Raw genomic sequence first — 24,976 nt, 5'->3', positions numbered from 1 at the left:
TCGCCGAAAAGTTTTGCGATCCTTGACGCGGGCTGATTTGGGGGCCATCCGGAGGATATGCTTCCGCACTCATGTGTGTGTTGTTGACGGTAGGTTTGCCCGACGCGAGCAGGCAAAGGGCGCGACCGGACGCGGGAGACGGATGGAGCGGCGGGATCGTTTTGCCCCGCAAAACAGACCGGAGCGCAATCCGGCGGAGCGGCCGGGGCGCGGCCTGCTCGCGAGACGGGCAAACCGGGATGCCAAGTGCTGCGCCGCGGTGAGGCCGCATGGCCGAATGCGCGACGGACCGCAGGGCCGTTCTCGCCTGCGACACGCGAAGCCGAGCGGGGGAGGCCGTCAGGCAGTGGGCGCTTCGGGCCAATTAATGCGATAAGGGTCTGAGAGTGTTACGCCCGGAAGAATGTGAACCCACCTGCAGAGGAGGCGGAAGTTGAAATATCTGATCCCGATCGTCGTGATCCTGCTGACATCACCAGCCATCGCGCAGGTGCAGATCCGGGACGCCGACACCATCGTCGTCTCCGGCACACCTGTGCGTCTGAATGGCGTCGATGCTCCCGAGCTCCGAACGCGGGCGGGCCGGGATGCCCGGCGCTGGATGGTGAACTACCTCGATGGCCGTTCGATAGAATGCGAGCTCAACGGCGAGCGGACCCATGACCGATGGGTGGGCATTTGTTACGCCGATGGTGAGGACATAGGCGCCGCGCTGATCGCGGCCGGTCACGCGCTCGATTGTCGGAGATATTCCGGAGGTCGGTATGCCCATCTGGAGACGCCGGCGGCGCGGTCGCGGATCAGGCGGGCGAGATACTGCTAGCGATACGACTGCCAGGGAGCTGCGCGACGTTCAGTGCGCGAATTTAATCCGACAACATCCCTGCCGCCCGCATGCTGAAGGCGTTCTTCTCCCGCCCGAAGCCGACGATGATGTGATCGTGGACCACGATCTCCATCACCTTGCAGGCCTCCACGATCTTGCGGGTGAGCTCGATGTCGGTCTGGCTCGGATGCGGATCGCCGGAGGGGTGGTTGTGGCAGAGGATGAGGGCAGAGGCATCGAGAACGAGGGCGGCGCGGAGCACCTCGCTGACATAGACCGGGACGTGATCGATGCTGCCGCGAGTCATGACCCTGTCGCGGATCAGCCTGTTCTTCCGGTCCAGAAGCAGCACCCGAAACACCTCGACCCGTTCATGAACGGCGTTCAGAGCCAGGTAGTCGGTCAGCATGGTCCAGGACTGCAGTGCGGAGGTCGAGCGGGCATGCCTGCGCAGGATGATGCGGGCGGCGTCGATGGTCGCGATCTCGGCTTCGGAGAAACCGGATGCGCCTCGTTCGGCGATCTTTTTGGGATCGTGCTGTATCATGTCGTTTCCAATCTTTTGAGAGGATCGCGGCCAGCGCCGCTCAGTTCATGCCTGCGATGACGAGGCCGGATTTCATGGTGGGGCGGCCACAGGCCTCGCAGAAGCCGGCGCGCTGGTCGGGTTCGAGATCGGCGGTGTGGTCGCAATCGGGTGCCATGCAGATCGCGGGCACGATGCTGCCCTGCGCATAGTCCTCCAGGAAGTCCACGACCTCTGCGTAGCCTTCGGCCTCGGCGAGCGTGACCAGCTTGGGATGGGTGAGATTGAACATGCGTCTAGTCCTACTGATGAGGTGATACGAAAAGAGGGGAGCCGCGTCACTGCGGCTCCCCTCGCGGGACCTGCCTCTTGGGGACAGGAGGCGCGGGCCGGTCGGAGACAGGACCGGCACCACCCCGTCAGGCCGTTTTGGGAGGAGGATCAGGCCTGCACGGGCGAAAGCGCCCCGGTTGCCCGGGGCGCCAGTTCTGTAGCAGTCGCTGCCTGTCAGCCGACCAGGGCGAGCCCGGCGTTGTCCGACCGGTCCTGGCCTGCACTCTCGACGAAGGGAATGATCGAGAAGGTCTGGCCGCCGCGCTGCTCCTCGTTCTGCACGGCGTTCACCCGCAGATCGCCATCGGGCGTGTTGATGAGGAGCGAGACATAGTCGTTGCCGGTCCGGTTGCTCTTCGCCATCCAGGCCGAGCCGACGCGGATCGGGTGGCCCTTGGGCGAGCTGACCTCGATCCGGTAGTCGGGATGGGTCTCCTCGGTCTTGAACTCGTTCTCGATGAGCATGAAGTCGAGGTCAAACATCATGTTGGCGATGTAACCGGCAAAGGCGTTGTCTGCATCCATCGCCGTCAACTCGCCCGAGATCGAACCGGACTTCATCGCACCGTTCGAGACCAGCGGGATGATCTCGAATTCACCGGTCATCGCTTCGCGTGCTTCCTTGGTCTGCACGGCGTTGACCCGGAAGGGCCCGAGGCCGACATCGATCTGCATCGAGATGTAATGGTTACCGGTGGTGTTGCCGGTCTCGTTCCAGGCCGTGCCGATGCGCACCTTGCGGCCCGACTTGTTCACCGCCGTCACATCATAGTCCGGGCTTCGCTCGGACATCTTCGTCCGAGTCTCGAGCTGGATGGCGATGTCAAACCGGGTCGAATGGATCATGCCGGAATAGGCGGTGGCTGCGGTTTCGGCATTCTTGGTCAGGGTTCCTGCGAACATAGGTCTTCTCCTTGGGTTTGCCGCTGCCCGGCACTTGGCCAGAGCACGCGGGATTGCTTTTCGACCCCTCATGGGATCGCAAAACCACAAAGCCCTCTTTCCTTTCTCTCCTGCCCGTCAGCCCGGCCCGGCGGTAGACGAGGTGTCCGACGTCGCCCCGCGCACCACCCTCCCCTGCGCTGTCGCGCCATCATGGCCCGGCTCCGATATGAAGAAGTCGGCCTCGGCTCCGTTCAGCCTACGGCCGCTCCGGTCGGTCAACCCGATCGTGCTGCCGTTCGGCACAAAGGTTATGAGGTATTGGCCAAGGCCGTCCCGATGCACCCGATACCCCTCATTCGCCCAGTGGACGGATTTGCCGGCATCCACGGCGAGCTTTATCTCCGCGACGTTCATCCGGATCTCCATTTCAGTATTGGTGTTGGAAACAAGAGAGGCCCGATCCGTGGATCGGGCCTCTGTGCAACCGCGATTGACCTACCAGTCGAAGACCTCGAGATAGGGGGCTGGCGGGACGTCTCGATCGAAGAGGACGTAGTCACACCCGGCATCCATCGCCAACGCCATGACCGCCTTGAAGGCGTCGCAGTCGACGCCTTCCGGCATGTCGGCGAGGGTTACAGGGACGGAGAACAGCCAGCCATACTCATTCTGCATGCTCGGCGATTTGGCAAAGAGCCCGTTCTCGATAGCCTGGACGGTTTATTCAGGCAGATGTGCGGTGCTGCAATCGTAGAACCTGCGAACGTTGCGCATCATGATCCCCTCGCCTCCATCCAGTCCTTGAGGCCGAGGATCGTCTTGCCCCCAGCCACCTCGGCCAGCCATTTCGTGCGCGGATCGCCGACGGGCTCATGCGCTTGCCGGTCGATCTGCCCGTTGGCCATCCAGGGCTCGGGCTGGATCCGTCCGAGCCAGTCGGCGAGGCTCGGAATGCGGCCCTGACAGTCTTCGCGGACATGCTGCTCGCCGATCCAGCGGATGGGAATCTCGCGCCCCGCCCCGTTGGTGAGGGAGAGCCCGAAGACACGTTCGGCCTCGAAGATGCCTTGCGTGTGTTATCTGGACAGTCAATTTGTCTCTTTTTGAAAACTTCCTGCCGTCATTGGGGTTTTCCCGAGTGGCATCGGTGAGACAGTTCAGAGAAACGCGCGAAAGTTGGTGATGCCCTGAGGGGCGGCATATCATGGCGGTGTTCAGACGCCGTCAATTCTCTGCAGAGAAAGGGATATGCCACATGTCGAAGACTACCATTGCCACGCTTCCTGATCCATCCGGATTTTCCCTGGACCCTTTGACCGGTGTCATCCGGGAAGGGGCGCGCAAGCTGATCGAACAAGCGATCGAGGCGGAACTGGCCGCGCTGATGGCGGGGTTCGCCGAGGACAAGCTCGAGGATGGTCGCGCCAGGTTGGTCCGGCATGGACACCTGCCGGAGCGCGAAGTGCTGACCGGTGTTGGTCCGGTGCCGGTGAAGGTGCCTCGGGTTCGAGATCGCAGCACCGGCACGGACAAGATCACGTTCACGCCCAGCATCCTGCCGCGCTACTTGCGCAAGGCGAGATCGATCGAGGAACTGCTGCCGTGGCTTTACCTCAAGGGCGTCTCGACAGGCGATTTCAGCGAAGCCCTTGCCGCTCTGCTCGGTCCGAACGCCAAGGGCTTGTCGGCCAAGACGATCACCCGCCTCAAGGCGGATTGGTGGGCCGAGTATCAGGCCTGGGAAAAACGCGATCTCAGCGCCCGGCGCTTTCTCTACATCTGGGCCGACGGGGTCTACTTCAAACCCAGGATGTCTGAGTAAAAGCAATGCGTTCTGGTGATTGTCGGGGCTGACGAATATGGCCGCAAGGAGTTGCTGGCGATGACCGATGGCTTCCGCGAAAGCACCGAGAGCTGGCGCGAAGTGCTGCTCGATCTCAAGCGCCGCGGCCTGAAGCAAGACCCCAAGCTGGCTGTTGGCGATGGCGCCCTGGGCTTCTGGACGGCGCTGCGGGAGGTGTTCGCCACGACCCGCGAACAGCGCTGCTGGGTCCACAAGACCATGAATGTGCTGAACGCGATGCCGAAATCCCTGCAGTCAAAGGCCAAGGCGCATCTGCACGACATCTGGCAGGCCGAAACCCGCACCGAGGCGAACGCCGCTTTCGATTTCTTCGTCGAGACCTACGGCGTGAAGTGGGACAAGGCGGTCGCCAAGCTGGTCAAGGACCGCGATGTACTGCTGTCCTTCTACGACTACCCGGCTGAACACTGGAAACACATCCGGACGTCGAACCCGATCGAAAGCACCTTCGCCACGGTCCGGCACCGCACCAAGAGGACCAAGGGGTGTCTGAGCCGGAAGACCGGGCTGGCAATGGCTTTCAAGCTGATGATGTCGGCGCAGAGCAAATGGCGCAAACTCGACGGCCGAAACCGCCTCCCCCAGATCATCGAAGGGGTTGAGTTCCGCGACGGCCTCCGCCAACTTCAAACCGCCGCCTGATCACGCGTCACCAACTTCTGCGCATATCTCGACAGTTCATGGGGGCTCCCTCTCTTCTCATCCCTGTTTCACCCCCACCCAGCTCACCTCTTCCTCTCCCTAATCGCGAGCTCAGGTGCCGCCCTAGGACGGCGGCCTGAACGGCAGGACTTTCGGGTCAGCCCGCGCGATCTGCTCTTCAAGAACCGCGATCAGGCGGCGTTGTTCTTCACCCTCGAGCGCGAGGATCTGGATTTGTTGCGCCAGTGTTTTGACGGTCGCGCGCAGCTCTGCCAGCTCGCCGCCGCGTGCAGCCCGCAGTTCGGCTTCGAGTTCGCGGATACGGGCCTTCAGTCCCGCGACCGATCCCGACCGGAACCGCGCCTCCGCCGCACGGAATTCGCCGAGAACGGCAGTGGCACGGTTGGCCGTTGCGCGGCTGACACCAGCCTCGCGCGCGAGATTGGCGATGGTGAGGCGCCCGTCGGTATGGACGGAAGTCCCCTCGAGCAGCCGCTTCATGGCGGCGCGCAAGGCACCTTCGGTCGCCTGACTGACAGGCGGTGTCATGCCTTCGGGTCCACCAGATGCGCGATCAGTCGGCGCTTTCGATCATTGTCCTGCGTGATTGCGACCTTCTGAAACGCCGACAGGGTGTTGCCTTGAAGGAGACGCTCCCCCTCCTTGATCGAAGCCCGCCAAGGCGCAACATGGCGCGTGGTCAGACAGGAATTGGGGCAACGGTCCGGGCTGCAGCGCGAAATCACCGGGGCCACCGGCTTGTCGTCGGGTCGCAGGCAGAGGGCGTTGGTGGGATCGAAGAAGCAATCGTTCAGAAATCCGACATGCAACTTCTTTCCAAGATGCGCCAGCATCGTTCGCAGGCGTTTCTGATCGAGGATGCGCCCAGGCAGATCACCGAGGGTATCCCGGATGTGGGAGAACTCCTGCTTGAGACGGGACGATGCCGGGCCGCCGGGCTCGTCACCGTGCAGGTAGGCCTCATAATAGGCGACCACATCGTCCAATTGGCCAAGCGCCCGTTCCTGCTCGACCGCCCGGCGAAAATCTCCGTGCGGCGCGCCGGCATAGCCCTCGAACATCGCCACGGAGGCATGTTTGTACTGGATCTTTCCGGCAATCACGCCGAAAGGGCGGTTCGCGATGTACCATGCGATGGTGCGCCGGAACTGCCGGGTGGAAAAATGCCAGGGGCGCCCATCGACATGTGGAATTGCGGGCGGGGTGGCGACCTTCGCATCCAGACCGTCGCGGAACATCTTGATGATGGGCGACGCCTGCGCGGCCAGGTAATCCGCCGTCCAGTCCCAAGGCTTCAAGGACACCCAGAGGGATCGAAGATCACGGTCGCCGCGCGCACGACACGACAAGGCTTCCATGGCCTCGACTGCACGGGCGACCGGAGCGATGGTGATCCAGTCGGCGGAAACGCCCGCCGCCTCGCGATGCTTGTAGACGGTGCTGCGCACGCGATAGCGCTCGATCAGGTTGTCGGCACTGCGCTCAATCGAAACGCAGCCCGGCTCCATGTCCTGCAACTCGCTGTCGCGCATTCCCGTCAGGTAGGCACAAACGATGTAACAGGCCGCCTGCAGCATCTGCTCTTCATGCGGTAAGCTGTCCGTGTCGAAACGCTCCCGCCAGGGCAGGCCGGTATCGGGGTCGAGGCTGATCGGGGTATCCATGCCGCCGACCTCGGTTCCCATCTCACCCGCCATCTGGTCCAGCATCCTCACGGTCGCGGTGGAACTACTGAGGTTCCCCGTTTGAGGACAGCCAATCTGAAGGCACATCAGCCTGAAATTATACGCTTTGCCTTCCTTGGTATCGGGGACACCGCGGGTGGTGTTTGGACGGCGCTCCCAGAGTGGCACGCCCCGCCCTTCCGCCCGGCGGGCCTCGAGCCAGGTACGAAGACGGTAGCGAAACCGTTCGTGGCGGGTCTGGCGCGCATCCTCGGCAATAACTTGGGCAGCATGGGCTTCAAGGCGATCCAGTTCTTCGCGCGCCGCAAGGATATCCGGGGCGAAGACATCGACGTATCGCATCGACCAGTGGAGCAACGCGCCGATGACCGGTTCAGGGATCCGCGGCGTGGCGTTCTCTGCGCTCGTCCGGCTCCGGCCGCTGACATTGCTTGCCGTGCGCCCACCCCAAGGCAGGAAGGGAATGCCGCCCCCGGTCACCCATGGCCCGAAATGATGGAGGTCGATGGGGACATCGACATAGAGGCGGATCTGTTGCGATGAACGCGCGCCGTCTGCCCCCAGATGCGCCAGATACGCGTCCAGCATTCGCTGATCGACGCGATCCAGTGCAACGGAGCCTGTGCGATCAAGCAGGAACTCTCCGAAATGGCGCACGAAAAGCAATGTGCCTTTGGCGGTCGAGGGGCCGCAAGAGCCCCGGTAGCTGCGCAGCGGCGCCTGAAGTCGGGCGAGCATGTATTCCTTCGCGAGCCGCCGAAACGCGGGGTCCGCAATGGCACCGAAATCCACACGAAACGTGGCGGGCCGCGCGTTGGCGCGAAACATAGCTGGACTGAGATCCCACACATCGTCGCCGAAGCGGGACAACGTCGAGTGCTCCAATCCCGGTCTGAGCGGTCTGCCTGCGAGGATGTCGGTGTCGTCGGCATGGATTGCCGATGGCAGCGATCGCCTTGCGGTCGTGATGGCCGGATTTGTTCTCATGCCAGGCCCGCCTCCGGGGGAAGGTAGATCTGTGTCGGCTGACGGGCGGCGAGGGAACGCGCGGCGTCGAGATCGGTCTCGGAGAATTGTGGCAATATCTGCGCGGAGATCCTGTAGTGGACACGCCCGAACTTCGCCTGCCAGTCGGCCTCGCTCAGCACCTTACGCTGGTCCATCACGAAGTCCAGAAACGCCATCAGCGCGGGCAACTTGCGAGTGGTGATGACGCCGTTCCGGCATTCGAGGCAGCCCCAGAACGGCACCGGGCAGGCCTCGCCCGAGGAGACGAACGGGCTGTTGTAGAAGCCGGAACAGCTTGCCAGCCACACATCCTGTTCGCCTGCCAGAAATGCCGGAACATCGGTCGCCATGCCTTCCGGTAAACCTGGCTGCGCCGAAGACGGAGCGGCCAGAATCTCCGCCTCGGCCTCCGGGGTCAACACGGTGGGCGGCAACGCATCCTCGACGGCGTCCATCAGCGCCTGGGCGACGGTGGCTTCATGGATCGGCCGCATTGCCGGAATGTCCCCATAGTGGTTTGCAGCAATCTCAACGGTATGCCCAACCGCGAACCGGCGCAGCTGACCGCCCGTTTTGCGATACCACGCAGCCTTGTGCGTCTTGCGCAAGCGCGAGAGGCAGAGCTTCAACGGCTTCCCGTTATCATCCTGCAACCGGTGATGTTTGACCCAGACCTTTCTGGCCGATTGCATCGGCAGAACGACATCGGTCAGGCGGCCGCGGCAGTAATAGGTGAAAAGCTGTTCGCTCCCGAGATGACCGCGCGCCGTCGCGGTCCACTGAATTGCGAGGCGCAGCAGGCCGCCCGGGGTGCCGGACCCTCCGTCCCGAACCCGCAGCCGCTTCCACTCGGCATGACGGGCGCGGCGCTTGCAATACTCGATCTCGACATAACCGCTGGAAGGGTTCTTGAGACAATCTGCGCGCAAGGTTTTGATCGCCTCGATCTCGAGACCGGTCTCCAGCGACAGCAGAACGAACAGAGCAATCAGATCGCCGAGGAGCAGATGCCGCGTGCCATGCATCCTGTCGCTCAGCCCCTCATTCGAAATCCCCGCATAGTTCCGTGCCCCGTAGAGTTGACGAAAAAGGTCGTTCTTGACGGTAATGAAACCGACACGGTCGATCTCGGCGAAGGCGTCCATCTCCAACCGGTCGATGCGTGTCTCGCACTCTTGAGCAAGCGCCGGACGGAATCGCTGCACGATCGCTGCAACATCGGCACGCGCGGCCGCCTTTAAGGCCACCCGGACACTGTCGCTGTAGGCATCGCGCGGGCGCGGTGGAACACCCGGGCGCGTGCTGACATAGAACAATCGGCGGGAAGCCTCTTCGGAAAGGCGCCCTTGTTCTCCCGCATCCGCCAACCGCAGCAGCATCACCACATCTCCCATCTGGTGGCGGCGATGGTTGGGATGCTGTCCGCGCTCATCCATCCATGCGTCGAAGCCTTCGATGGTAGCAACATCAATCTCGGCAAGCGCCTGTACGGATGAGCCTGTCGCATCGAGATAGCGCCAGAACCGATGGATGGCTTCGGCCAATGACATGGCGGTGCGGACGGTGCCGGCGGGGCCACCGACCTGACACGCCTGCCAGAGTGCCTGCGTGAAGGAACGCGCAAGCGAAGCTCGACCGGGCAAACGCGTCAGGTCCATCATCGCAGTCCGTCCGGCCAAGGTAATCTCGAAACGGCGGGCGGCGATGGCAATGGCGGCGGCGGGGCCGGGATCGGGAAGATTGTCAGGAAAGCTCGCGCGTCGTCCTGGGCGGGGCTGTGAGACGCGGGCTCTGCCGGTCATTGATCGTCCGCCATGAGTTCGTCGGTCCAGCGATCCGCTGCCGCATCGACGAGTTCCTGCGCCTCGGCAAGGCTGTCGAGATAGATGTAGGTGCTGGTGATGTTCGCGTGGCCGAGGAGGTGCTGGAGATGGCGGAGCGGATCGCCGAGCATCTGGCGATAGGCCGCGCCGTGCGCGTCGGTCGGGTTAAAGATTGCGCCCACCTGTTCGCGGATCAGCATCGACAACATGTTGACCGCAAAGGTGTGCCTCAGCTTGTGCGGCGTGACAGTAATATCGAGACCGAAAGCCTGGCACCGCTGGCTTGCCCTGCGAAATGCCACCTCCCAGGTTCCGGACGACACGGGCTGACCGCCTTCCGTGAGCCAGAGCGATGCGTGTTCAGCCATCTCATCCGTCGATCGCAGCATCCGTTGGCGGTCTTGCGGACGGAGCCTGGTCAGCGCGATGCGTCGGCCACTGCCATCGACGGCGTTGCGGCCATCGGATGACAATACGAGCGGGACGGCCGGACGAGGCGGCGCCTTTGCCATGGCAATCCGGCGCTCGATATCGCAATAATCCCCGATGAGCATAAGCACCCGGCGCGGCAAACGAACACGACGAGGGCGCTCGCCCTTGGTAATCGCACTCGGCAGATCGAAAGGAAGTATCCTTGGGCTGTCGGCGGTCAACCGAGGTAGTTCGTCGAAAAGCAGGCAGCCGGCCTCGCCAAGGCGCATCCCCGTGGTAACGAGCAGTTCCGCGAAGACGGCATTCCGCTCGCCATTGCGGCCGCGCCAGGCTGGGTCCTCGGACCCGTCCGGCAGTCTTCCCCTCAGGCCGATATCCCGGAAGGCGAGGTAGCGGCCCATATCGACGAATTGCATGTCATGCGCGCGGACGGCACGCTCCCGGGCTCTGTTGCCCTCGACCACCTTGGGCGCACCCCGCCCATGACCATGCCGAAAAGACAGGTCATATCGAAACGGCGACGAAGCGATCAGCCCTTCTTCGAGTGCCCACCGATACAGTTTGTCGAGCGCCGCGATCGCCCTGTTCCAACTGGATGCCGAAATCTGGAACGGTGCATCCGACAAACGCCGTGCATGGTGAAACGCGACGACATCGTTGTAATCGGCACGCCAAAGCTGCTTGCCACCACGCCGTTCTTCCAGAAACCGCATCCAGACGAAGATGTCATGGGCGTAGGCGCGCAAACTGTGCCGCGAACGCAACCCCATGGTCGGACAGGCGCGAAAGAACTGGTTCACGTCATGCAAGTAGCTTCCGTCCCGATCCAGAAAGAACGGCATACCATCCATCAGGCCGATCCTGCCAGCGGCCTCGGTCAGGGACACGGAAAGATCGACCCGAACGCCTTCGACCGAAACTGGCGCGCGCAGCGCCGACCCGTCGGTGAAATAAAGCTGCACCATCCGTCCTCCAAAGGCGTTCGCGTCCAGCAAACGACGCCCGCGACTCCAATCGCGCTAAAACTGAAACGCCGCCAGCCCCGTCCCTACGGCCCTTTTGATGGAGAGCGGGCCGGGGCTGGCTCATCTCTCAATCCCAAGGCTCCGCATAACCCGCACGATGCACAGGAATAAGACGCTTCCATAGAGTCAGGATAACGTGTGATGGCGCAGAGCACGGTGGGTGAAGATGGCGAGATGCTCCTTTGAGGCATCGAACCAGTCGTGAACGGCCTGATAGTCGGATGGCGTTCCGCCATACTTCCGGGCGGAACTTTCGGCATGATGGAGGGGATGGGCCATGTCACAGGCCCTCATCGAAACTGTGGGAGCATTCAACGTAGCGGTCGGCATGATCGAGGGTGATGCTGTCGGCGATGACATCCCAGGTCAGCGTGCCGTAGCCGCCCTCGTTGTTCTCGAAGCCGGGATGCTGGTGATAGGCGACGGACCAGGCGAAGTCGCCAACCTTCGTGCAGAGTTCGTCAGGGAGCGCAATGCCTGCGGGCTGCACCGTTACGTCTTCGATATTGCCGGAATCGCCGTAGCCTTCGTATTCGGCGGTGACCTCGGTGATGCCGAGGCCTCGCAATTGCGGGAGCAGCTCGTTTCGGGTGGCCTTGTTGGCGGCTTCGCGCTCGGCCTGCCACTTTGCCATCGTCTCGGCAAAGGTGGTCTCGGAGTTGGTCATGGGTCTCGTCCTCTTGTCTGGGATTGGGGAAGGCGCCGAGGGGTCTGGAGACACGCCACGGCGGCGGAACGCGAGGGGGCAAAGCACCCTTCCGCGTTCCCCCGACCCAAGGCCCGCTTTTCCTTTCAGGCGGCGCGATCAGCCCTGGAGGCTGATCCGTCCGCCACGATCCGGCCGAGGATCGCAGCGGTATCGACGCCCTCCCCGTGGGGCACGAAGACCCGAAGCTGGAAGGCGATGATCTCGGTGAAACACCCCAGGGCCTTCAACCCGTCGATCGTGCCCCGGTCGGCCCCGTCGATCTCGAGACGGGCCGCGCCCGCGACCCGGCGGCGGGTGAGCGTGAGGCCGCGTCCCAGATCGACCGGCGCGGTGGATCCGAGCGCGGCCGTCAGCATGTCCCGCGGGGTTTTCGGGGTGCCGACCATGAACCGCGCACGCAGGGCCGCGGCGCCGTCCTCGCTGACGGTCCGGCCGATCATCGCTGTCTGTGCCTCAGGTGTGACGCGGTAGATGCGTTCGTTGCCCGAGGGGATATCCTTCCAGATCGGCAACAGCAGCCCGGTCAGCAGGTATAGCTTCGTCGTGGTCACCTTCGGCAGGCTGTTGGCCTCCTCGTCCCAGAGGCGGCGGAACTCGGGCTTTTCGATCTCTTCCCAGGCGGAGGCCTGGAACTTCCCTTCCTCGACATAGGTGGACCCGCTTGGCCGGGTCACCTTGCGCATGAGCGTGACGATCTCTTCGTCATACATCTGCATCGGACGCGAGGAGATCAGCGCCGCACGTCCCGAGGCACTGTTGATCATTGGCAGCTTGTCGGGGTTCCGGTCCAAAGCTTCTTCTGCGGAGAGGATATGGACGGGGTCCGTCACCTCCAGTCCGATGATCCGTGTCACCGCTCCGGAGCGCGGACAGGTCCAGAGATCCTCGGTCGAGACCTGCTCGATCCTCTCGCCGCGCAATGTCTCGACGCCGAGATCGAGTGTGCCTGCAGCCCGCGCCCGCTCGGTCTGATCGGCAATCCGGCTCATGAACTCGACAAAAAGTGCATTCTGCATGTGGATCGGCAGCGCCAGGACACGGTTGAGGAAGCGCTGGATCGGCGGCAACTCTTCCAGGAGCACGCCGTCCTGGTCGATCAGTCGAAGAGCTGTCCAATCGCTGAACTGTTCGTAGCTCATGGCCGCCGCGCGCCCGGCGGCGAGATCGGCGTAATAGCCTCGCAGCGCACCCCTTGCGATCGGGCTTTCGAGATTGTCCTCCTCGCGGAACATGCCCTGGGAGCCGGTCTCGCGCTGGCCCTTGGTGAGGGCGCCCAGCTGATCAAGCCGTCGGGCGATCGTGGAGGTGAAGCGTTTCTCGCCGTGCACATCCGAGGTGCAGACCCGGAAGAAAGGCGCGCTGACCTGAGCCGAACGATGCGTGCGGCCGAGCCCCTGGATCGCGGCATCGGCCCGCCAACCGGGCTCCAGCAGGTAGTGCCGTCGCCGTTTCTGGTTCTTGGCCGTTTGAGCGGCATGATAGGACCGGCCCGTCCCGCCGGCATCGGAGAAGATCAGGATGTCCTTCTCGCCATCCATGAAGGCCCGGGTTTCAGAAGAATTACTGCTGGCGGACCGCTTCTCGATGAAGAGGGCACCTTCGCTGGCTTTCAGGGGGCGGATGGAGCGCCCTGTCACCTCGGCCACGACCTCATCCCCGAAGGCCCAGAGGATCTGGTCCAGCGCCGAAGGGATCGGCGCCAGGGACATCAGCTCTATCATTGCCTCATCGCGCAAGGCCTCGGCCTCGCGGGAGACAACCAGGGCGCCATTCGCATCCCGCAGCGGCTCCGCGACCATGTTCCCGTCGATCTCCACGATCTTCTGGGCATGGATCGGGAAGGCCTGTTCGAGGTAGGAGAGCACATAATCCCGAGGCGTCAACGCCCCCTCGACCAGCTCGTCTTCGGGGTCCATCGCCTCGAGCCGTCGCTTCAACAGGCTCTCGCCCGTCGAGACCACCTGGATGACGCAGGCAAATCCCTCGGCCAAATCATCTTCAATGGCACGGATGACGGTCGGGGCTTTCATGCCCATCAGAAGGTGGTTGAAGAAGCGCTGCTTGGTGCTCTCGAAGCGGGATTTGGCCGAGGCCTTCGCGGCAGAGGCGTTCGTCTGACCGGAGGCATCATTGACCCCGGTCGCGGTCAGCGCCGCCTCGAGATTATGGTGGATCGTCCGGAATGCCCCGGCATAGGCGTCATAGATCTCGATCTGCGCCGGTGTCAGCGCATGTTCGAGCACGTCATATTCCACACCATCGAAGCTGAGCGCCCGCGCGGTGTAGAATCCGAGCGTTTTGAGGTCGCGCGCCACGACTTCCATCGCGGCAACGCCTCCGGCCTCCATTGCCGAGACAAAGCTCTCCCGGCTCGGGAAGGGATAGTCCGGACCCTGACCCCAGAGTCCGAGGCGGGAGGCATAGGCCAGGTTCTGCACGCTGGTGGCCCCGGTCGCCGAGACATAAAAGACCCGCGCCCGGGGCGTGGCGAGCTGCAGACGCAGCCCGGCGAGACCCTGCTGGGAGGGTTTGACCCCCCTGCCCGCGTCGGACCCCGCGGCGTTCTGCATGGCGTGGGCCTCATCAAAAGCCAGCACGCCGTCGAAACCCTCGCCCATCCAGCCCAGAACCTGGCTCAACCGGGTCGTCCCGCATTTGCCTGCGGACCGGAGTGTCGCGTAGGTCACAAAAAGGATGCCATCGCCCATGGAGATAGGCTGGTCAGGCTTCCATTTGGAGAGCGGCTGGATGTCGGCGGGCGAGCCGCCGAGGTCGGTCCAGTCGCGGACTGCGTCCTCGATGAGCGTGGCGGATTTGGAGATCCAGACCGCCTTGCGCCGACCCGCGAGCCAGTTCGCCAGGATGAGCCCGGCGCATTCGCGGCCCTTGCCGCAGCCGGTGCCGTCGCCGAGGAAGTAACCGAGCCGATAGGCGTACGCCTCTGGATTATCATCGGCGCGGGTCATCCGGGACTGGTCTTCGTCGATCGTGAACCTGCCCGGCAGGTCGCGCCCGTGGGCGTCGTTTGCCATCAGGATGGTCTCGAGCTGGGCCTCGGAAAGATGACCCCCCTCGATCAGATGGCCAGGCAGCCGCAGGTCCGAGGCGGCTTCATTCGACGGAACCGGGGGCGCGACCGAGGCCATGGCAATACTCTCGACGAGCGGCGTGGGATGTTCCTGAGCCCCCGTGATCTCAATCCGCTGCGGGCGGTAGCGAGCGTAGATGTCCGAGACCGGGGTGTTTTCGCGGGGTGTGTCGAGGCAGGTGAAGGCCAGCGGGATGGCGGCATGCGATTTGGGTTTGGCAGACGCCGCTTGGGCGATTGGGCGCTGACGTGCAACAGGGACACCGACCCGGCGCGACCCAGTCCGAAACTGCGCACCGGTTTGGATCGAGGGAGTGGCAGTGCGGGTTGCGGCGATGTCATCGATGATTTGGCGCGCCGCGTCCAGATCGTCGACCATGGCACGGACGATCTCGATCTCCTCCTGCACCTTGTCGAAGACCATGAGCTGGGTTTCCACCGTGGTGCCGAGTTTGCGGTAAACGTGGCCAGGGATCGTGAGCGCTAGGCGCGGCTTTGCGATGGCCGAGGCCCGTGACCAATGGGCCGCGTCCCGTTCCGGCGAAAATCCCATCGGCATGATTGCCACGAGACGCCCGCCCGGCGCGAGGCGCTTAGCCGCGGAGATCAGATGTTTCGCCGCGATGTGCCTGTCCCGCGAGCGATCGACCGAAGAGGCGAAGGGTGGGTTCATCACGATGACACCGGGAAGGTCGGGCACCGTCAGGAGATCATCAATATGTTCCGCGTCGAAGCCGGTCACCTGCGTGTCAATGGTCGCCTCGAGAAGCGCCCTGCGGAAGGGATCGATCTCGTTCAGCATCGGTTTGCCACCCGCGCGCACGGCAAAACCAGCCAGCGCGCCGGTCCCGGCGGAAGGTTCGAGGACGGTTTCGCCGGGGCGAATGGCGGCTGCGCGTATTACCAGTGCCGCAAAGGGCAGCGGCGTCGAGAACTGTTGCAGACGGATTTGCTGCTCGGAGCGCCGGGTCTCCGTCAGGAGCCGTGAGGCGAGCAATCTGGCCGTCGCGAGCACGTCCGAACCGCTGTCCTGCATGATCGTCGTCACCGTGGCGGCCTGCATCAGGTCATAGGCCATGCGCCAGGACCACGCGCCGCCGGCATCGCTGCCACCGAAAGTCTCGCGCATGATCCGAGCGAGCGATGAGCTCTTGAGCGGTTGCTTCTCAATCTCGCTGCCGATCAGGCGAATGGCCTGCAGAAGGTGAGGTTTCGATGGGAAATCGCGTGCGAGTGCCAGGCTTCGGTTGTCCATATCGTCTGTCCTTTGAGTCAGGTTGTGGGTCCGACAGGACAGAAAGCCGCCTCTGCGCTTTCAAACGCGCGGAGGCGGCTCAAGGCCGGACAGATGACGTCGCTGCCGGCGGTCAGGACCCCTTCCCGGCGAAAAATTCGGCCAGAACCGGACTCGCCGCACTCTTCGCCGAGCTGAGGAGTTCGGACCCGGCGAGCGAGGCTTTCGACAGACGCACGAGGTCGCCTGTCTCCTCGATGCGGTAGCAGCGACGCTTTTGCCCTCCGCGCCGGTAATGGGTGGCGGTCACGATCTGGCAGGTGCTGCCATCGGTCAGCGTTACCGGTGAGGCCAGTTTGATCTTGTCACCCTCGTCGTAGTCCGGGATTGCCGCCCAATCGCGGCAGCGCTGACGCCAAGCATGGGCATAGCTGTCGGGATCCTTCAACTCGGAGAGCAACACCAGAAGGCTGAGCGGCGCGCGGGACTCGACCGGGCCGACGCTCTCCTCCATGTCCTTGTAGCCCCAGCAGCCCTCGTCATAGCGGGTGAGGAAGACGGCGCCGAAGGTGATCGACCCGTCGGCATCGGTCACGTAGGTTCTGTCTTCAACCGGCCCGCCATCGATGTTGGTGAGCCTCAAAGCTGCATACCAGGTCGAGCCGACCTTGCAGGCCTTGAGCAACAATGTCTTGCGGGTATCCGTCTCGAAGGTGCAGAGCCGGGCGATTTCTGCCTTCTCCTCCGCGTAGGTTTTGACGCGGCGGTCGGTGTAGAAGAGCCAACCCACTATGCCGCCCTCCGGTCATCGATTTCGATGAGCGCATCGAGCGGCACGCGGTAAGGCAGCATATCGTCGAAATCCTCGCAATTGCCGCTATTCTGCACGAGGGCGTGGGTGTCGGTGGCGTCCTTCAGGATCACCCGGAACGTCCCGCCGAGACCGGAGGGCACGTCGTAGGTGCCGCCGATCAGGTAGTCAGCGGCGCGGCGCAGGAAAACGCAGATCGTGTGGCCATCGGTTGCCAGCCGGATAGTGTCGTGACCGCGGTCGATCAGCATCTGCACGTCATCGAGAATGTCGGTGTAGAACTGGCCCGTCAAATCGCGAAACGCCGCCTGCCGCGCCGCCATCCAATCCGGATCGCGGAACGGGTTGATGCCCTTGGCGAAGGCATATGTGGGATCGGCGCGTTCGGTGGTGACGATCCGCGTGGTCGAACCGTCGATGCCATTGGAGCGCAGATGCACACCAGTGCCGACGATCAGGATCAGGGCGGGTTTGCCCACCGGCCCGTTCCAGTTGGGAAGGAAGGTGGAGCAGCCGCGCGCATGCGCGATCTGCGCCGCGACGCTCGCGGCAGTGAAGCTAAGAAGGGACATGGGATTTACCTGTAAGATGGAGGGAAGGGTGCGACCCGCGCCGGACATGCCGAGCGGGCCGCCTGCTCGATCAGGCCGCTTTGGCGACCCCGGTTGCGTCTACGGGTGTCTCGGACTCGCCAGCATCAACCGGCTCGACACCTGCCGTCTGCATCATCGGAGGACACCAGGCCGCGACCGCCGCGCGCTGCGCCTCCGTCAGCGTGGCGAAAGGCTCCGCAAAGAGCTTTTCGCAGAATTCGACGACTTGCTTCTTGGTCGAAGAGGCCAATGTCACCGCCTCTTGTGCGAGCCCCAGCTCCTCGCCGAGAATCTTCAGAAGCCAGGCCTTCTTGAAGCGGTTGAAAAGCGCCGCATTCGGCGTCCAATGCGCCCGTATGTCCGGCATGATCTCGACTTCGAAGTCATGCATCAAGCTGTCGCGCTGCCTGTCCCGTGCGAAACAGGATTGCGTGGTCGCGGCCGTAGCGTAGGCGACGAGTTTCGCCTTCTCGCCCGCGTCAAGGGCCCGGAAGAGCGCAAACTGGTCGGCAGGGGACTTCGCGTCATCGGCCCAGGAGAGGTTGAGCGCGTCATGCGCTGCCGCCACCTGTTCGAGCGATGTGCCGTCGATCTCGTCCATCTTCGCGTGGGTGCGATACTCCTGTCGCGCGTCGACCTTGATCGCCTGGGTGACGCCCAAACCGCTGGTAAGCACATCCGTAACCAGCTTGAAGAGCGTGAGATCAAGCGTCGCCTCCGGGTGCTTGGCCATGGCCGCGCCGAGCGCCATTGCCCGTTCGGTCTTGAGATCCTCGGTGAGCGAGGCGGGATAGGTGATCTCATCGCCGTCTGCGGCGCCCTTGTCACTCGGTGCGCCGGTGCCTTTGCCAGACCGCTCTGTCTTGTCTTCAGGGCGCACCATCCCGACATGCAGGGAGATCTTGCCATGCGACCAGGACGCGATCACGCCGGAGCTGGCAAGATCCTCGGTGCTATAGGCCTCCCGGAGGTCCCGCGCCTCGGCTTCCAGCGCGTCCACGCGTTCGTAGAGTTCATTGTACGCCTCGTCCTCGAGTTCTTCGTTCTCCATCTCGTGTTCGAGTTTCTCAAGCTCGGCGGTGATCTCGTCGACGCGCCTCGAACCCTTCTCGTCGGGCTCGACCGGACCCGGATAGACCCGACCATAATCCGCCATGGCGGCATAGTCGTACTGAATGACCGCGTCGGCCCAGGCAAAGCCGATCTCTGCCCGAGCCTCTTCGGCGGCGGCGGCGAGTTTTTCCAGCAGGATCGTTTCGACCAGCGCGGAATCCTCGAGCACGGAATGCTCGTCCAGCAGATCGGCCGCGATGGCACCGCCGCGCGCCTCGTAGTCTTTACGCACGAAGGCCCCGATATCGTCGCTGACCTGGACACCGCGGGACTTCAGCGCGTTCCGCACGGTGTAGGCCTGGACATGGTTGTCCTCCTTGGTGAGCGCCTCGAAGACCTCGCGTTGCACCTCCTGGCTGGGATGATCGGCGAAAGCCTTCATCGTATCGAGCGTGATCGATTTGGCGCGGGCCGCGGCGCGGATGTCGGGATGGATGAGCCCATAGCGCAGACGGCCTTTGACAGCGGCGACCGTGGTACCGAAGGTCTTGGCGATGGTTTCCGGCGTCTGACCATCGACCTCCATCATCCGGGCGAAGGCCTCGAACTCGTCGATCGCGTTCATCGGGGCCTGGGTGATGTTTTCGGCGAGCGAGAGCGCGGTGGTCACATCACAATCTTCGGAGACCAGTCGGCAATCGATCTTCGTGCTGTTGGTGAAGCCCTTGGCGGCCTTGTCCGCAGCAAGTTCCAGCAGGGCCGCGTGTCGACGGCCACCGGCGAGCACCCCGAACTTGCCGTCGATCTTCTGGACGAGCAGCGGTTGCAGGAGGCCCAATACGGCGATGCTGGCCTTGAGATGCGCGATATTCTCGGAGGCGTAGGTCTCGGGGGAATTGGTCCGTACGTTTGCGGGATGGGCGACAAGATCGCCGATGGCGACGGTGGTGGGTTTGAACGACTGAGTCATGGCATGTCCTTCTCGACGTGATTGAGAGGGCCGCGAGTTTCCGTGCGACCGATCCCCGGATCCGGGAACCAACAGGACAAGAGGCCCACTTTCCCTTTCGGAGGGTCAGCGGGCCTGTCGGTGATGTAAGGTTGGGGTGCGGCCTGCCCTACCAGTCGCGCGCCATCATGATGGTAAGAACGCGCATGGTGGTTTCTGGATTGTCGGGAGCCTCGGCGCCGTAGCGGAAGTCGGAACCGGCCTCGTAGAGGTCAATTTTCCAGAACACAGTCTCGCCGCGGATCGTCACCGCCCCGAAATCGTGCCAGCCGTCAGGGTCATTGTCGGGCTCGAATGTATCGAACGCACCGGTGGCCTTCACGGCTTCCGTCACGAAACCATCGCCGGCCTCGATCAGGGACTGGGTCACGACGAGGCGGCCCTGGATCGCCTGATCCGGGGCGATGCCCAGACAGGCAAACCTGCGGAAGGCATCGTTATGGGCGGCGATGACGGTGGCGTTCGGTCGGGGATACTCTGCGGGTTCGGCATGGCTCATGGGGCTGTCCTTTCGGGATGTGTTGAAACCACCAGACCCAAAGCCAGCTTTTCCTTTCACACGCCCTACCAGCCCGGACAGCCTCGGACGTCATGCGGCCTGTTCCCCCTGCCCCGCCTCCGACACGGCGACGAGATAGTCGCAGGCGCGCTGCGCGTCCGCCGCATGTTTGAAGATCGCCCGCTTGTCTGAGCGGAGCACCCGGACCCAGTTGCTGAGATAGGCCGCATTCAGCTCCAGCGTATGCGCCGAAAACCCCAGCTTCTGACCCAAAAACACCGTACAGAGCTCGGCCACAATCTCTTCGCGGGCATATGCCGTGTTCCCGAACCGAGCGTCGCCATAGCTTCGGTTCAACCGATGCCGGGGTTTCGTCCAGTGACCCAGCTCATGACCCCAGACGGCGTAGAAATTCCGCGGGTTCTCGAAGAGCTCGATCGGGGGCATGTAAATCTTGTCGAGGTTCGGGACGTAACATGTTTCGCGACCAGAGAAGCTCACATTGGCACCGATTGCCTCGAAGAAGCTCTGCATATGCGGGATCGGTGCGCGTTCGGGGTGAACTTCCGGTTCGGCCGCAGCGGGATGGAAGCGAGGGTCCAACCCCTCGATCTGATCGGCGTTAAAGACGCGATAGGATTTCATGAAGGGGATGGTTTTTGGGTCTTCGGTTTCCGCCTCCCCGCCGTGGGCGCCTTCGGCCTGTTCGCGCTCGGCCGTTCCGTAATAGACGACCACCGACGATTTCGAGCCCTTTATGACTTTCGCATCGAGCTCATTCGCCTGCCTCAACGTCATCCAGTAGGGCGAGGAGAATCCGGCCATCAAGGTGCGCATGGTCAGCAAGAAGTTGTTGACGCCCTGATAGGGTTCGCCGTTCTGGCGGAGCGGCACAGAACTGCCGCCGACCGTCCAGGGCTTGCGCCAGGGCAACACGCCCCGGTCGATGATCTTAATGAGTTCGTTGGTGATCGACGCCGCGGCGTCGAACTTTGGCTTGCTGGATTTGGCCATGATGATCTCCGATGTCTGGTAAGTGTGCAGACCCGGAGGTACCGTCAGGAAAACACCCTTGGAGGGGACGGCAGGGTCCGTCCAGAACCCTGCCAGACCCCCATTCCGTGACTCTGGATCCGGCAAAACCCAAAGCTTGCTTTTACTTTTTTCATATCACTGACACGAAGTGCCTTTCGGCATCAGTCCAGCGGAAGCCCAGAAATCGCGCCAAGCTGACCCTAAGATCCTTGAGCAAGACACCGAATTCGCTCATTTAGTGATCCCCACGTGCCTCGGTAGCTCAGCGGTTAGAGTTGACCGCTCATAACGGTTAGGTCGCAGGTTCGAATCCTGCCCGAGGCACCACGCGGACATGGTGGAATGGTAGACACCGGAGACTTAAAATCTCCTGCTCAATCGAGCGTGTGGTCTTGCCCCCGTTTCGCCGGACACTCAGGCAGTTGCGGTTTGAGCTGCGATGAACTCGCGGGGCGAGCGCATCTTCAGCCCTGAGTGCGGGTGGTTATCGTTGTAGTCCTCGAACCACCCGGCGATCAATCCGAGCACTGTAGCGGCATCCGGGAGCGGCGTCACATGGACGTAGTCCCGCTTCAGCGTCTTCACGAAGGCTTCCGAGATGCCATTGCTCTGCGGGCTCTTCACCGGCGTGAAGCAAGGCTTCAGGCCGAGCTGACGAGCGAAGATGCGTGTCTCCTTCGCGATGTATGGCGAGCCATTGTCGCTCAGCATTTCGACCGGATGATGTGCCCTGTAGGTTCCAAACCGCCGCTCGACCGCCTCCAGCATCATGTCGCGGATGTCCGAGCCACTGATGCCAGCGTTCACCACGGCTCGCCAGGAGATGATCTCCCGGTCGTGCGCGTCGATGATGAAGGCGCCACGAACCACGTCGCCGTTCCAGCAGGTGAACTCGAAGCCGTCCGAGCACCAGCGGATGTTCGAGCGCATCGTGACCACCTTGCCCTCGTGGGTCAGGTCCGGCCGCTCTGTGTATCTGCGAGCCAGCAGGAGATTGTGCGCCTGCATGATGCGGTAGACTCGCTTATGGTTGATGGGCGGGGCGCCGTTCGCCCGGAGCTGCCGGTTCAGGAGCGCCGTGATGCGGCGGTAGCCGTAGGTTGGGCGCGCCGCGACCAGCGCGGTGACCAGCGGCAGAACCGCCGCGTCTTGCGCTTTATGGTAGCGCCGACGCGGCTTCGTGCTCCCGGTCATCCGGGCATGGAGGTTGGAACGGGAGACGCCCAAAGTCTCTGCCACCACCTTCACCGGAAACCGTCCTTCGGCTGCGACTTCGCAAGCCACATCCGTTTTTTTGAGCGCGTTTTGTCCAGAGCCTCCTTGAGGATCTCGACCTCGAGCGTCTTGCGCCCGAGCTGCCGCTCCAGCTCGCGGATGCGATCCTCCATCTGGCGAACGGCCCGATTGCTGGTCACGTCATCATCTTCGGACACGGCAACGGCTCCCCCATCCAGCATCAGGCGACGCCAACGATACAGCAGGTTCGGAGCAACGCCATTGCGGCGCGCCACGACCGAGATGCTGGCGCCGTCCTCCAGGGTCTCCTCGACGATCCGCATCTTCTCGGCAGCGGACCAGCGGCGCCGACGGCCGCCATCGGTGATGATCTCGTAGTCAGACATAAGCACGTGCTTAGGCATATGCCTAAGCCTCCATGGTTATGCCCAAGTGTCCGGGCGAAACGGGGGCCAGTTCAGCGTGCGAGTTCGAGTCCCGCTGTCCGCACCATTTCATAGGCCTAACGCCTTCAGCGACTGGAAGCCGGTTTGGTTCCTTGCAAGTCGAGTGGTGGACACATGCACCCATAGACAAGTGAATAACCGCGCTAGAAGACAAAGGAGAACCCATATCCAAAGTCGAGGACGAATGAAGATTGGTATATTGGCATGGGGTTCTCTCCAGTGGGACCCACGAACTCTTCAGATCAGTGGCGATTTCTTGTCTGGCGGACCGAACTTGCCGATAGAATTTTCCCGCATCTAGGGCAGACCCGGACCGATCCGACGACAAAACCTAAACAGAACGAGCTGAAGTACGCGGACACCAAGGGGAGCAGGCCAGCGCCTTTGGGACCACAAATTGTGGCCTGCAGGGACGGATCGTCCTCATATGCATCCTTGCCGAGGTCGACGTTGAAGCCGTGGTCGCGTTTGGGTGCCGTATCGTAGTCGGCAACAGTCTTCTTGAATGGCGCGACGCCGGTCAGAGAAGGACCAGAAGGCAGGCTAGGGTCAGGTGACACACACCTTTATGACCCAGCACTATCCGGTTGAACGACGCGAGGCAGACCCTACAACTCGGTCTGCGGACGACTCCGGGCCACGCGTCGGGAGCATCCGCATGTTCTCAGAAACCAACCGGGATTGCCATGATCCGCCACATCGTCTTCTTCACCGCCATCAACAACGACAATATCGAATCCATCAGAAAAGGGCTCCAGATGCTCACCGGCATCCCTTATGCCCAGCACCTCGAAATCTCGCTCAATCGGAAGTCAGATCCGAACAGCAAGGAAATCGACGTCGTCGTCTATGGCGAATTCGCCAATGATGCGGCTCTGGCTGCCTACAAGGCGCACGAAACCTACGCGGAATCGATCCGCCGGGTGAAACCCCTGCGCGAACTGCGCTTCGCGGTGGACTACGATCAGGCCCAGGCCTTCACGGCTCCCGATGGACAGGCCTGAAGCAGCCTATCGCGCGGACGGGCCAAGCATTCTGCTGCGCGATGACCTCGCCGGTACCGAGATGCGGTTCGCCACACCACGCGAGGTGATCCGCGCCGACCATCTGGACGAAGTCCAGGCCGCGCTCGACCGAATGGAACGCACACGTGCGGCAGGGAAATGGTGTGCCGGTTACGTGAGCTACGAGGCCGGTTACGCTCTCGAGCCGAAATTGCGTGACATCATGCCCGGAGGCCGCCGCCTGCCGCTCGTGCTCATTGGGGTCTTCAACGCGCCCGAGACTGGATCGGTCGGGACACGGGCAACAGGCAAGGCGACTTTGACGGATGTCCGGCCAGAATGGGCCTTCGAGAATTACAGGTCGCGCTTCGAAAGGGTTCACCGACACCTTCGCACAGGCGATTGCTACCAGGCGAACCTGACTTTCCCGTTCTCCGCGCGATGGTCGGGAGATCCGATAGCGCTGTTCGAAGAAATGACCGCCAGGCAGCCGGTCCGCTATGCTGCCCTGGTCGACTTGGGTGGGCCCATCATCCTCTCACGGTCGCCTGAACTGTTCTTCCAGGTAGACGCGGAAGACTGGATCGAGACACATCCGATGAAAGGCACTATCCGGCGCGGATCGACGCCCGAGGCAGACGCCGCCCTGGCCGAGACCTTGCGACAGGACGGGAAAAACCAAGCCGAGAACCTGATGATCGTCGACCTGTTGCGCAACGATATCTCGCGCATCTGCCAATTGGGCACGCTGCATGTACCCGAGCTGTTCCGGATCGAAAGTTATCCCACAGTGCATCAGATGGTCAGCCGCGTTCGGGCGCGGCTGGCACTGGGGACGACCGTCTCCGATACTTTCACTGCGCTCTTTCCCTGCGGCTCGATCACCGGAGCTCCGAAGATCCGTGCGATGCAGATCCTGCGTGCGCTGGAAAGTCGTCCGCGTGACATCTATTGTGGGGCCATTGGGTTCATCGCTCCGTCCGGCGAGATGCGCTTCAATGTTGCCATTCGCACCCTCACACTGCACGCAGGCGGAGAGGCCGTCTTCAACGTAGGCGGCGGCATCGTGTTCGATTCCGAGGTTCGCTCGGAATACGACGAATGCCTGCTGAAAGCCCGCTTCGCCTCTGGACCGGATTCAAAGACTTGCCCGCGCACCGACATCTGAGCCCATAATCGTATGACGGTG

At 62.8% G+C, this 24,976-nt stretch carries 22 protein-coding genes, 1 tRNA gene and 2 pseudogenes; 5 read left to right on the top strand and 20 right to left on the bottom strand.

The window, feature by feature from the left end; all coding sequences use genetic code 11:
* Nucleotides 1–433 precede the first annotated feature (433 nt).
* The gene (locus GLS40_RS17000) at nt 434–823 is read left to right on the top strand and encodes a thermonuclease family protein (RefSeq protein ID WP_043755224.1); all 390 of its coding nucleotides are present in this window, start codon (nt 434–436) and stop codon (nt 821–823) included.
* Between the two features lie 43 nt (nt 824–866).
* On the opposite strand, the gene GLS40_RS16995 is transcribed toward GLS40_RS17000, so the two are convergent.
* The 7 genes and pseudogenes from GLS40_RS16995 to GLS40_RS18295 all read right to left on the bottom strand — a co-directional run.
* A complete protein-coding gene (locus tag GLS40_RS16995) occupies nt 867–1,373 on the bottom strand; it encodes a JAB domain-containing protein (protein WP_081979737.1) in 507 nt (168 codons plus the stop codon).
* A gap of 40 nt (nt 1,374–1,413) precedes the next feature.
* The gene (locus GLS40_RS16990) at nt 1,414–1,644 is read right to left on the bottom strand and encodes a hypothetical protein (RefSeq protein WP_043755226.1); all 231 of its coding nucleotides are present in this window, start codon (nt 1,642–1,644) and stop codon (nt 1,414–1,416) included.
* Nucleotides 1,645–1,859: 215 nt separating this feature from the next.
* Nucleotides 1,860–2,588, bottom strand: a complete 729-nt coding sequence (locus GLS40_RS16985) for a DUF736 family protein (protein WP_048534142.1) — start codon at nt 2,586–2,588, stop codon at nt 1,860–1,862.
* A gap of 117 nt (nt 2,589–2,705) precedes the next feature.
* On the bottom strand, nt 2,706–2,984 hold the full coding sequence (locus tag GLS40_RS16980) for a hypothetical protein (RefSeq protein WP_048534140.1): 279 nt from the start codon (nt 2,982–2,984) through the stop codon (nt 2,706–2,708).
* A gap of 81 nt (nt 2,985–3,065) precedes the next feature.
* Nucleotides 3,066–3,245 (bottom strand): DUF5983 family protein, encoded by a 180-nt coding sequence (locus tag GLS40_RS16975; RefSeq protein ID WP_043754053.1) that lies wholly within the window; start codon nt 3,243–3,245, stop codon nt 3,066–3,068.
* Between the two features lie 98 nt (nt 3,246–3,343).
* Nucleotides 3,344–3,475: a hypothetical protein gene (locus tag GLS40_RS18300; protein ID WP_456238986.1), complete on the bottom strand. Its 132-nt coding sequence runs from the start codon at nt 3,473–3,475 to the stop codon at nt 3,344–3,346.
* A 9-nt stretch (nt 3,476–3,484) separates the two neighbouring features.
* A pseudogene (locus tag GLS40_RS18295) lies at nt 3,485–3,634 on the bottom strand (DUF6915 family protein); the annotation flags it as partial.
* A gap of 191 nt (nt 3,635–3,825) precedes the next feature.
* Between GLS40_RS18295 and GLS40_RS16965 the strand changes: the two are divergent.
* Nucleotides 3,826–5,076: pseudogene (locus GLS40_RS16965) on the top strand (IS256 family transposase).
* Nucleotides 5,077–5,199: 123 nt separating this feature from the next.
* Here the strand turns inward: GLS40_RS16965 and GLS40_RS16960 are convergent.
* The 12 genes from GLS40_RS16960 to GLS40_RS16910 all read right to left on the bottom strand — a co-directional run bounded on the left by GLS40_RS16960 (nt 5,200) and on the right by GLS40_RS16910 (nt 21,080).
* On the bottom strand, nt 5,200–5,625 hold the full coding sequence (locus tag GLS40_RS16960) for a hypothetical protein (protein WP_048534137.1): 426 nt from the start codon (nt 5,623–5,625) through the stop codon (nt 5,200–5,202).
* Complete coding sequence (locus GLS40_RS16955) at nt 5,622–7,769, bottom strand: site-specific integrase (protein ID WP_235905971.1); 2,148 nt, start codon at nt 7,767–7,769, stop codon at nt 5,622–5,624. The genes GLS40_RS16960 and GLS40_RS16955 overlap by 4 nt, the downstream gene beginning before the upstream one ends.
* Entirely contained in the window at nt 7,766–9,592 is a 1,827-nt protein-coding gene (locus GLS40_RS16950) for a hypothetical protein (RefSeq protein WP_048534134.1), read from the bottom strand. The genes GLS40_RS16955 and GLS40_RS16950 overlap by 4 nt, the downstream gene beginning before the upstream one ends.
* Nucleotides 9,589–11,010, bottom strand: coding sequence for a tyrosine-type recombinase/integrase (locus GLS40_RS16945; protein ID WP_160383828.1), 1,422 nt, complete (start codon nt 11,008–11,010; stop codon nt 9,589–9,591). The genes GLS40_RS16950 and GLS40_RS16945 overlap by 4 nt, the downstream gene beginning before the upstream one ends.
* A 186-nt stretch (nt 11,011–11,196) precedes the next feature.
* The gene (locus GLS40_RS18275) at nt 11,197–11,349 is read right to left on the bottom strand and encodes a DUF6915 family protein (protein ID WP_408003732.1); all 153 of its coding nucleotides are present in this window, start codon (nt 11,347–11,349) and stop codon (nt 11,197–11,199) included.
* Nucleotide 11,350: 1 nt separating this feature from the next.
* On the bottom strand, nt 11,351–11,737 hold the full coding sequence (locus GLS40_RS16940) for a DUF6878 family protein (protein WP_009803668.1): 387 nt from the start codon (nt 11,735–11,737) through the stop codon (nt 11,351–11,353).
* A 125-nt stretch (nt 11,738–11,862) separates the two neighbouring features.
* A complete protein-coding gene (locus GLS40_RS16935; RefSeq protein ID WP_160383827.1) occupies nt 11,863–16,122 on the bottom strand; it encodes a strawberry notch-like NTP hydrolase domain-containing protein in 4,260 nt (1,419 codons plus the stop codon).
* 112 nt (nt 16,123–16,234) lie between these two features.
* On the bottom strand, nt 16,235–16,891 hold the full coding sequence (locus tag GLS40_RS16930) for a DUF6927 domain-containing protein (protein WP_043754045.1): 657 nt from the start codon (nt 16,889–16,891) through the stop codon (nt 16,235–16,237).
* Nucleotides 16,891–17,484, bottom strand: coding sequence for a hypothetical protein (locus tag GLS40_RS16925; protein ID WP_043754043.1), 594 nt, complete (start codon nt 17,482–17,484; stop codon nt 16,891–16,893). Before GLS40_RS16925 ends, GLS40_RS16930 begins: the two co-directional genes overlap by 1 nt.
* 70 nt (nt 17,485–17,554) lie before the next feature.
* Nucleotides 17,555–19,528: a ParB/RepB/Spo0J family partition protein gene (locus GLS40_RS16920; protein WP_043754041.1), complete on the bottom strand. Its 1,974-nt coding sequence runs from the start codon at nt 19,526–19,528 to the stop codon at nt 17,555–17,557.
* Nucleotides 19,529–19,676: 148 nt separating this feature from the next.
* Nucleotides 19,677–20,066 (bottom strand): DUF3768 domain-containing protein, encoded by a 390-nt coding sequence (locus GLS40_RS16915; protein ID WP_043754039.1) that lies wholly within the window; start codon nt 20,064–20,066, stop codon nt 19,677–19,679.
* Nucleotides 20,067–20,156: 90 nt separating this feature from the next.
* Entirely contained in the window at nt 20,157–21,080 is a 924-nt protein-coding gene (locus GLS40_RS16910) for an ArdC family protein (RefSeq protein ID WP_160383826.1), read from the bottom strand.
* A 272-nt stretch (nt 21,081–21,352) separates the two neighbouring features.
* On the opposite strand from GLS40_RS16910, the gene GLS40_RS16905 reads away from it, so the two are divergent.
* A tRNA-Ile gene (locus tag GLS40_RS16905) sits at nt 21,353–21,428 on the top strand.
* An 87-nt stretch (nt 21,429–21,515) separates the two neighbouring features.
* Here GLS40_RS16905 and GLS40_RS16900 read toward each other — a convergent pair.
* A protein-coding gene (locus GLS40_RS16900) for an IS3 family transposase (protein WP_160383825.1) occupies nt 21,516–22,741 on the bottom strand; the annotation gives its coding sequence in 2 pieces (ribosomal slippage) (nt 21,516–22,399 and nt 22,399–22,741; 1,227 coding nt in all).
* Nucleotides 22,742–23,469: 728 nt separating this feature from the next.
* On the opposite strand from GLS40_RS16900, the gene GLS40_RS16895 reads away from it, so the two are divergent.
* Complete coding sequence (locus GLS40_RS16895) at nt 23,470–23,787, top strand: Dabb family protein (protein ID WP_043754029.1); 318 nt, start codon at nt 23,470–23,472, stop codon at nt 23,785–23,787.
* The gene (locus tag GLS40_RS16890; RefSeq protein WP_156127932.1) at nt 23,774–24,955 is read left to right on the top strand and encodes an aminodeoxychorismate synthase component I; all 1,182 of its coding nucleotides are present in this window, start codon (nt 23,774–23,776) and stop codon (nt 24,953–24,955) included. Before GLS40_RS16895 ends, GLS40_RS16890 begins: the two co-directional genes overlap by 14 nt.
* Nucleotides 24,956–24,976: the final 21 nt, after the last annotated feature.

The organism is Pseudooceanicola pacificus (assembly GCF_009789075.1).
GTDB lineage: Bacteria > Pseudomonadota > Alphaproteobacteria > Rhodobacterales > Rhodobacteraceae > Pseudooceanicola > Pseudooceanicola pacificus.
This window is presented reverse-complemented; position numbering and strand designations above follow the sequence as displayed.

What these genes read in the sequence shown, in the direction of transcription:
- GLS40_RS16920 (WP_043754041.1), bottom strand. Translation starts at nt 19,528, where the DNA reads ATGACTCAGTCGTTCAAACCCACCACCGTCGCCATCGGCGATCTTGTC.
- GLS40_RS16940 (WP_009803668.1), bottom strand. Translation starts at nt 11,737, where the DNA reads ATGACCAACTCCGAGACCACCTTTGCCGAGACGATGGCAAAGTGGCAG.
- GLS40_RS18275 (WP_408003732.1), bottom strand. Translation starts at nt 11,349, where the DNA reads ATGGCCCATCCCCTCCATCATGCCGAAAGTTCCGCCCGGAAGTATGGC.
- GLS40_RS16915 (WP_043754039.1), bottom strand. Translation starts at nt 20,066, where the DNA reads ATGAGCCATGCCGAACCCGCAGAGTATCCCCGACCGAACGCCACCGTC.
- GLS40_RS18300 (WP_456238986.1), bottom strand. Translation starts at nt 3,475, where the DNA reads ATGGCCAACGGGCAGATCGACCGGCAAGCGCATGAGCCCGTCGGCGAT.
- GLS40_RS16895 (WP_043754029.1), top strand. Translation starts at nt 23,470, where the DNA reads ATGATCCGCCACATCGTCTTCTTCACCGCCATCAACAACGACAATATC.
- GLS40_RS16890 (WP_156127932.1), top strand. Translation starts at nt 23,774, where the DNA reads ATGGACAGGCCTGAAGCAGCCTATCGCGCGGACGGGCCAAGCATTCTG.
- GLS40_RS16945 (WP_160383828.1), bottom strand. Translation starts at nt 11,010, where the DNA reads ATGGTGCAGCTTTATTTCACCGACGGGTCGGCGCTGCGCGCGCCAGTT.
- GLS40_RS16960 (WP_048534137.1), bottom strand. Translation starts at nt 5,625, where the DNA reads ATGACACCGCCTGTCAGTCAGGCGACCGAAGGTGCCTTGCGCGCCGCC.
- GLS40_RS16955 (WP_235905971.1), bottom strand. Translation starts at nt 7,769, where the DNA reads ATGAGAACAAATCCGGCCATCACGACCGCAAGGCGATCGCTGCCATCG.
- GLS40_RS16910 (WP_160383826.1), bottom strand. Translation starts at nt 21,080, where the DNA reads ATGGCCAAATCCAGCAAGCCAAAGTTCGACGCCGCGGCGTCGATCACC.
- GLS40_RS16935 (WP_160383827.1), bottom strand. Translation starts at nt 16,122, where the DNA reads ATGGACAACCGAAGCCTGGCACTCGCACGCGATTTCCCATCGAAACCT.
- GLS40_RS16950 (WP_048534134.1), bottom strand. Translation starts at nt 9,592, where the DNA reads ATGACCGGCAGAGCCCGCGTCTCACAGCCCCGCCCAGGACGACGCGCG.
- GLS40_RS16980 (WP_048534140.1), bottom strand. Translation starts at nt 2,984, where the DNA reads ATGAACGTCGCGGAGATAAAGCTCGCCGTGGATGCCGGCAAATCCGTC.
- GLS40_RS16995 (WP_081979737.1), bottom strand. Translation starts at nt 1,373, where the DNA reads ATGATACAGCACGATCCCAAAAAGATCGCCGAACGAGGCGCATCCGGT.
- GLS40_RS16925 (WP_043754043.1), bottom strand. Translation starts at nt 17,484, where the DNA reads ATGTCCCTTCTTAGCTTCACTGCCGCGAGCGTCGCGGCGCAGATCGCG.
- GLS40_RS16990 (WP_043755226.1), bottom strand. Translation starts at nt 1,644, where the DNA reads ATGTTCAATCTCACCCATCCCAAGCTGGTCACGCTCGCCGAGGCCGAA.
- GLS40_RS16975 (WP_043754053.1), bottom strand. Translation starts at nt 3,245, where the DNA reads ATGCAGAATGAGTATGGCTGGCTGTTCTCCGTCCCTGTAACCCTCGCC.
- GLS40_RS16985 (WP_048534142.1), bottom strand. Translation starts at nt 2,588, where the DNA reads ATGTTCGCAGGAACCCTGACCAAGAATGCCGAAACCGCAGCCACCGCC.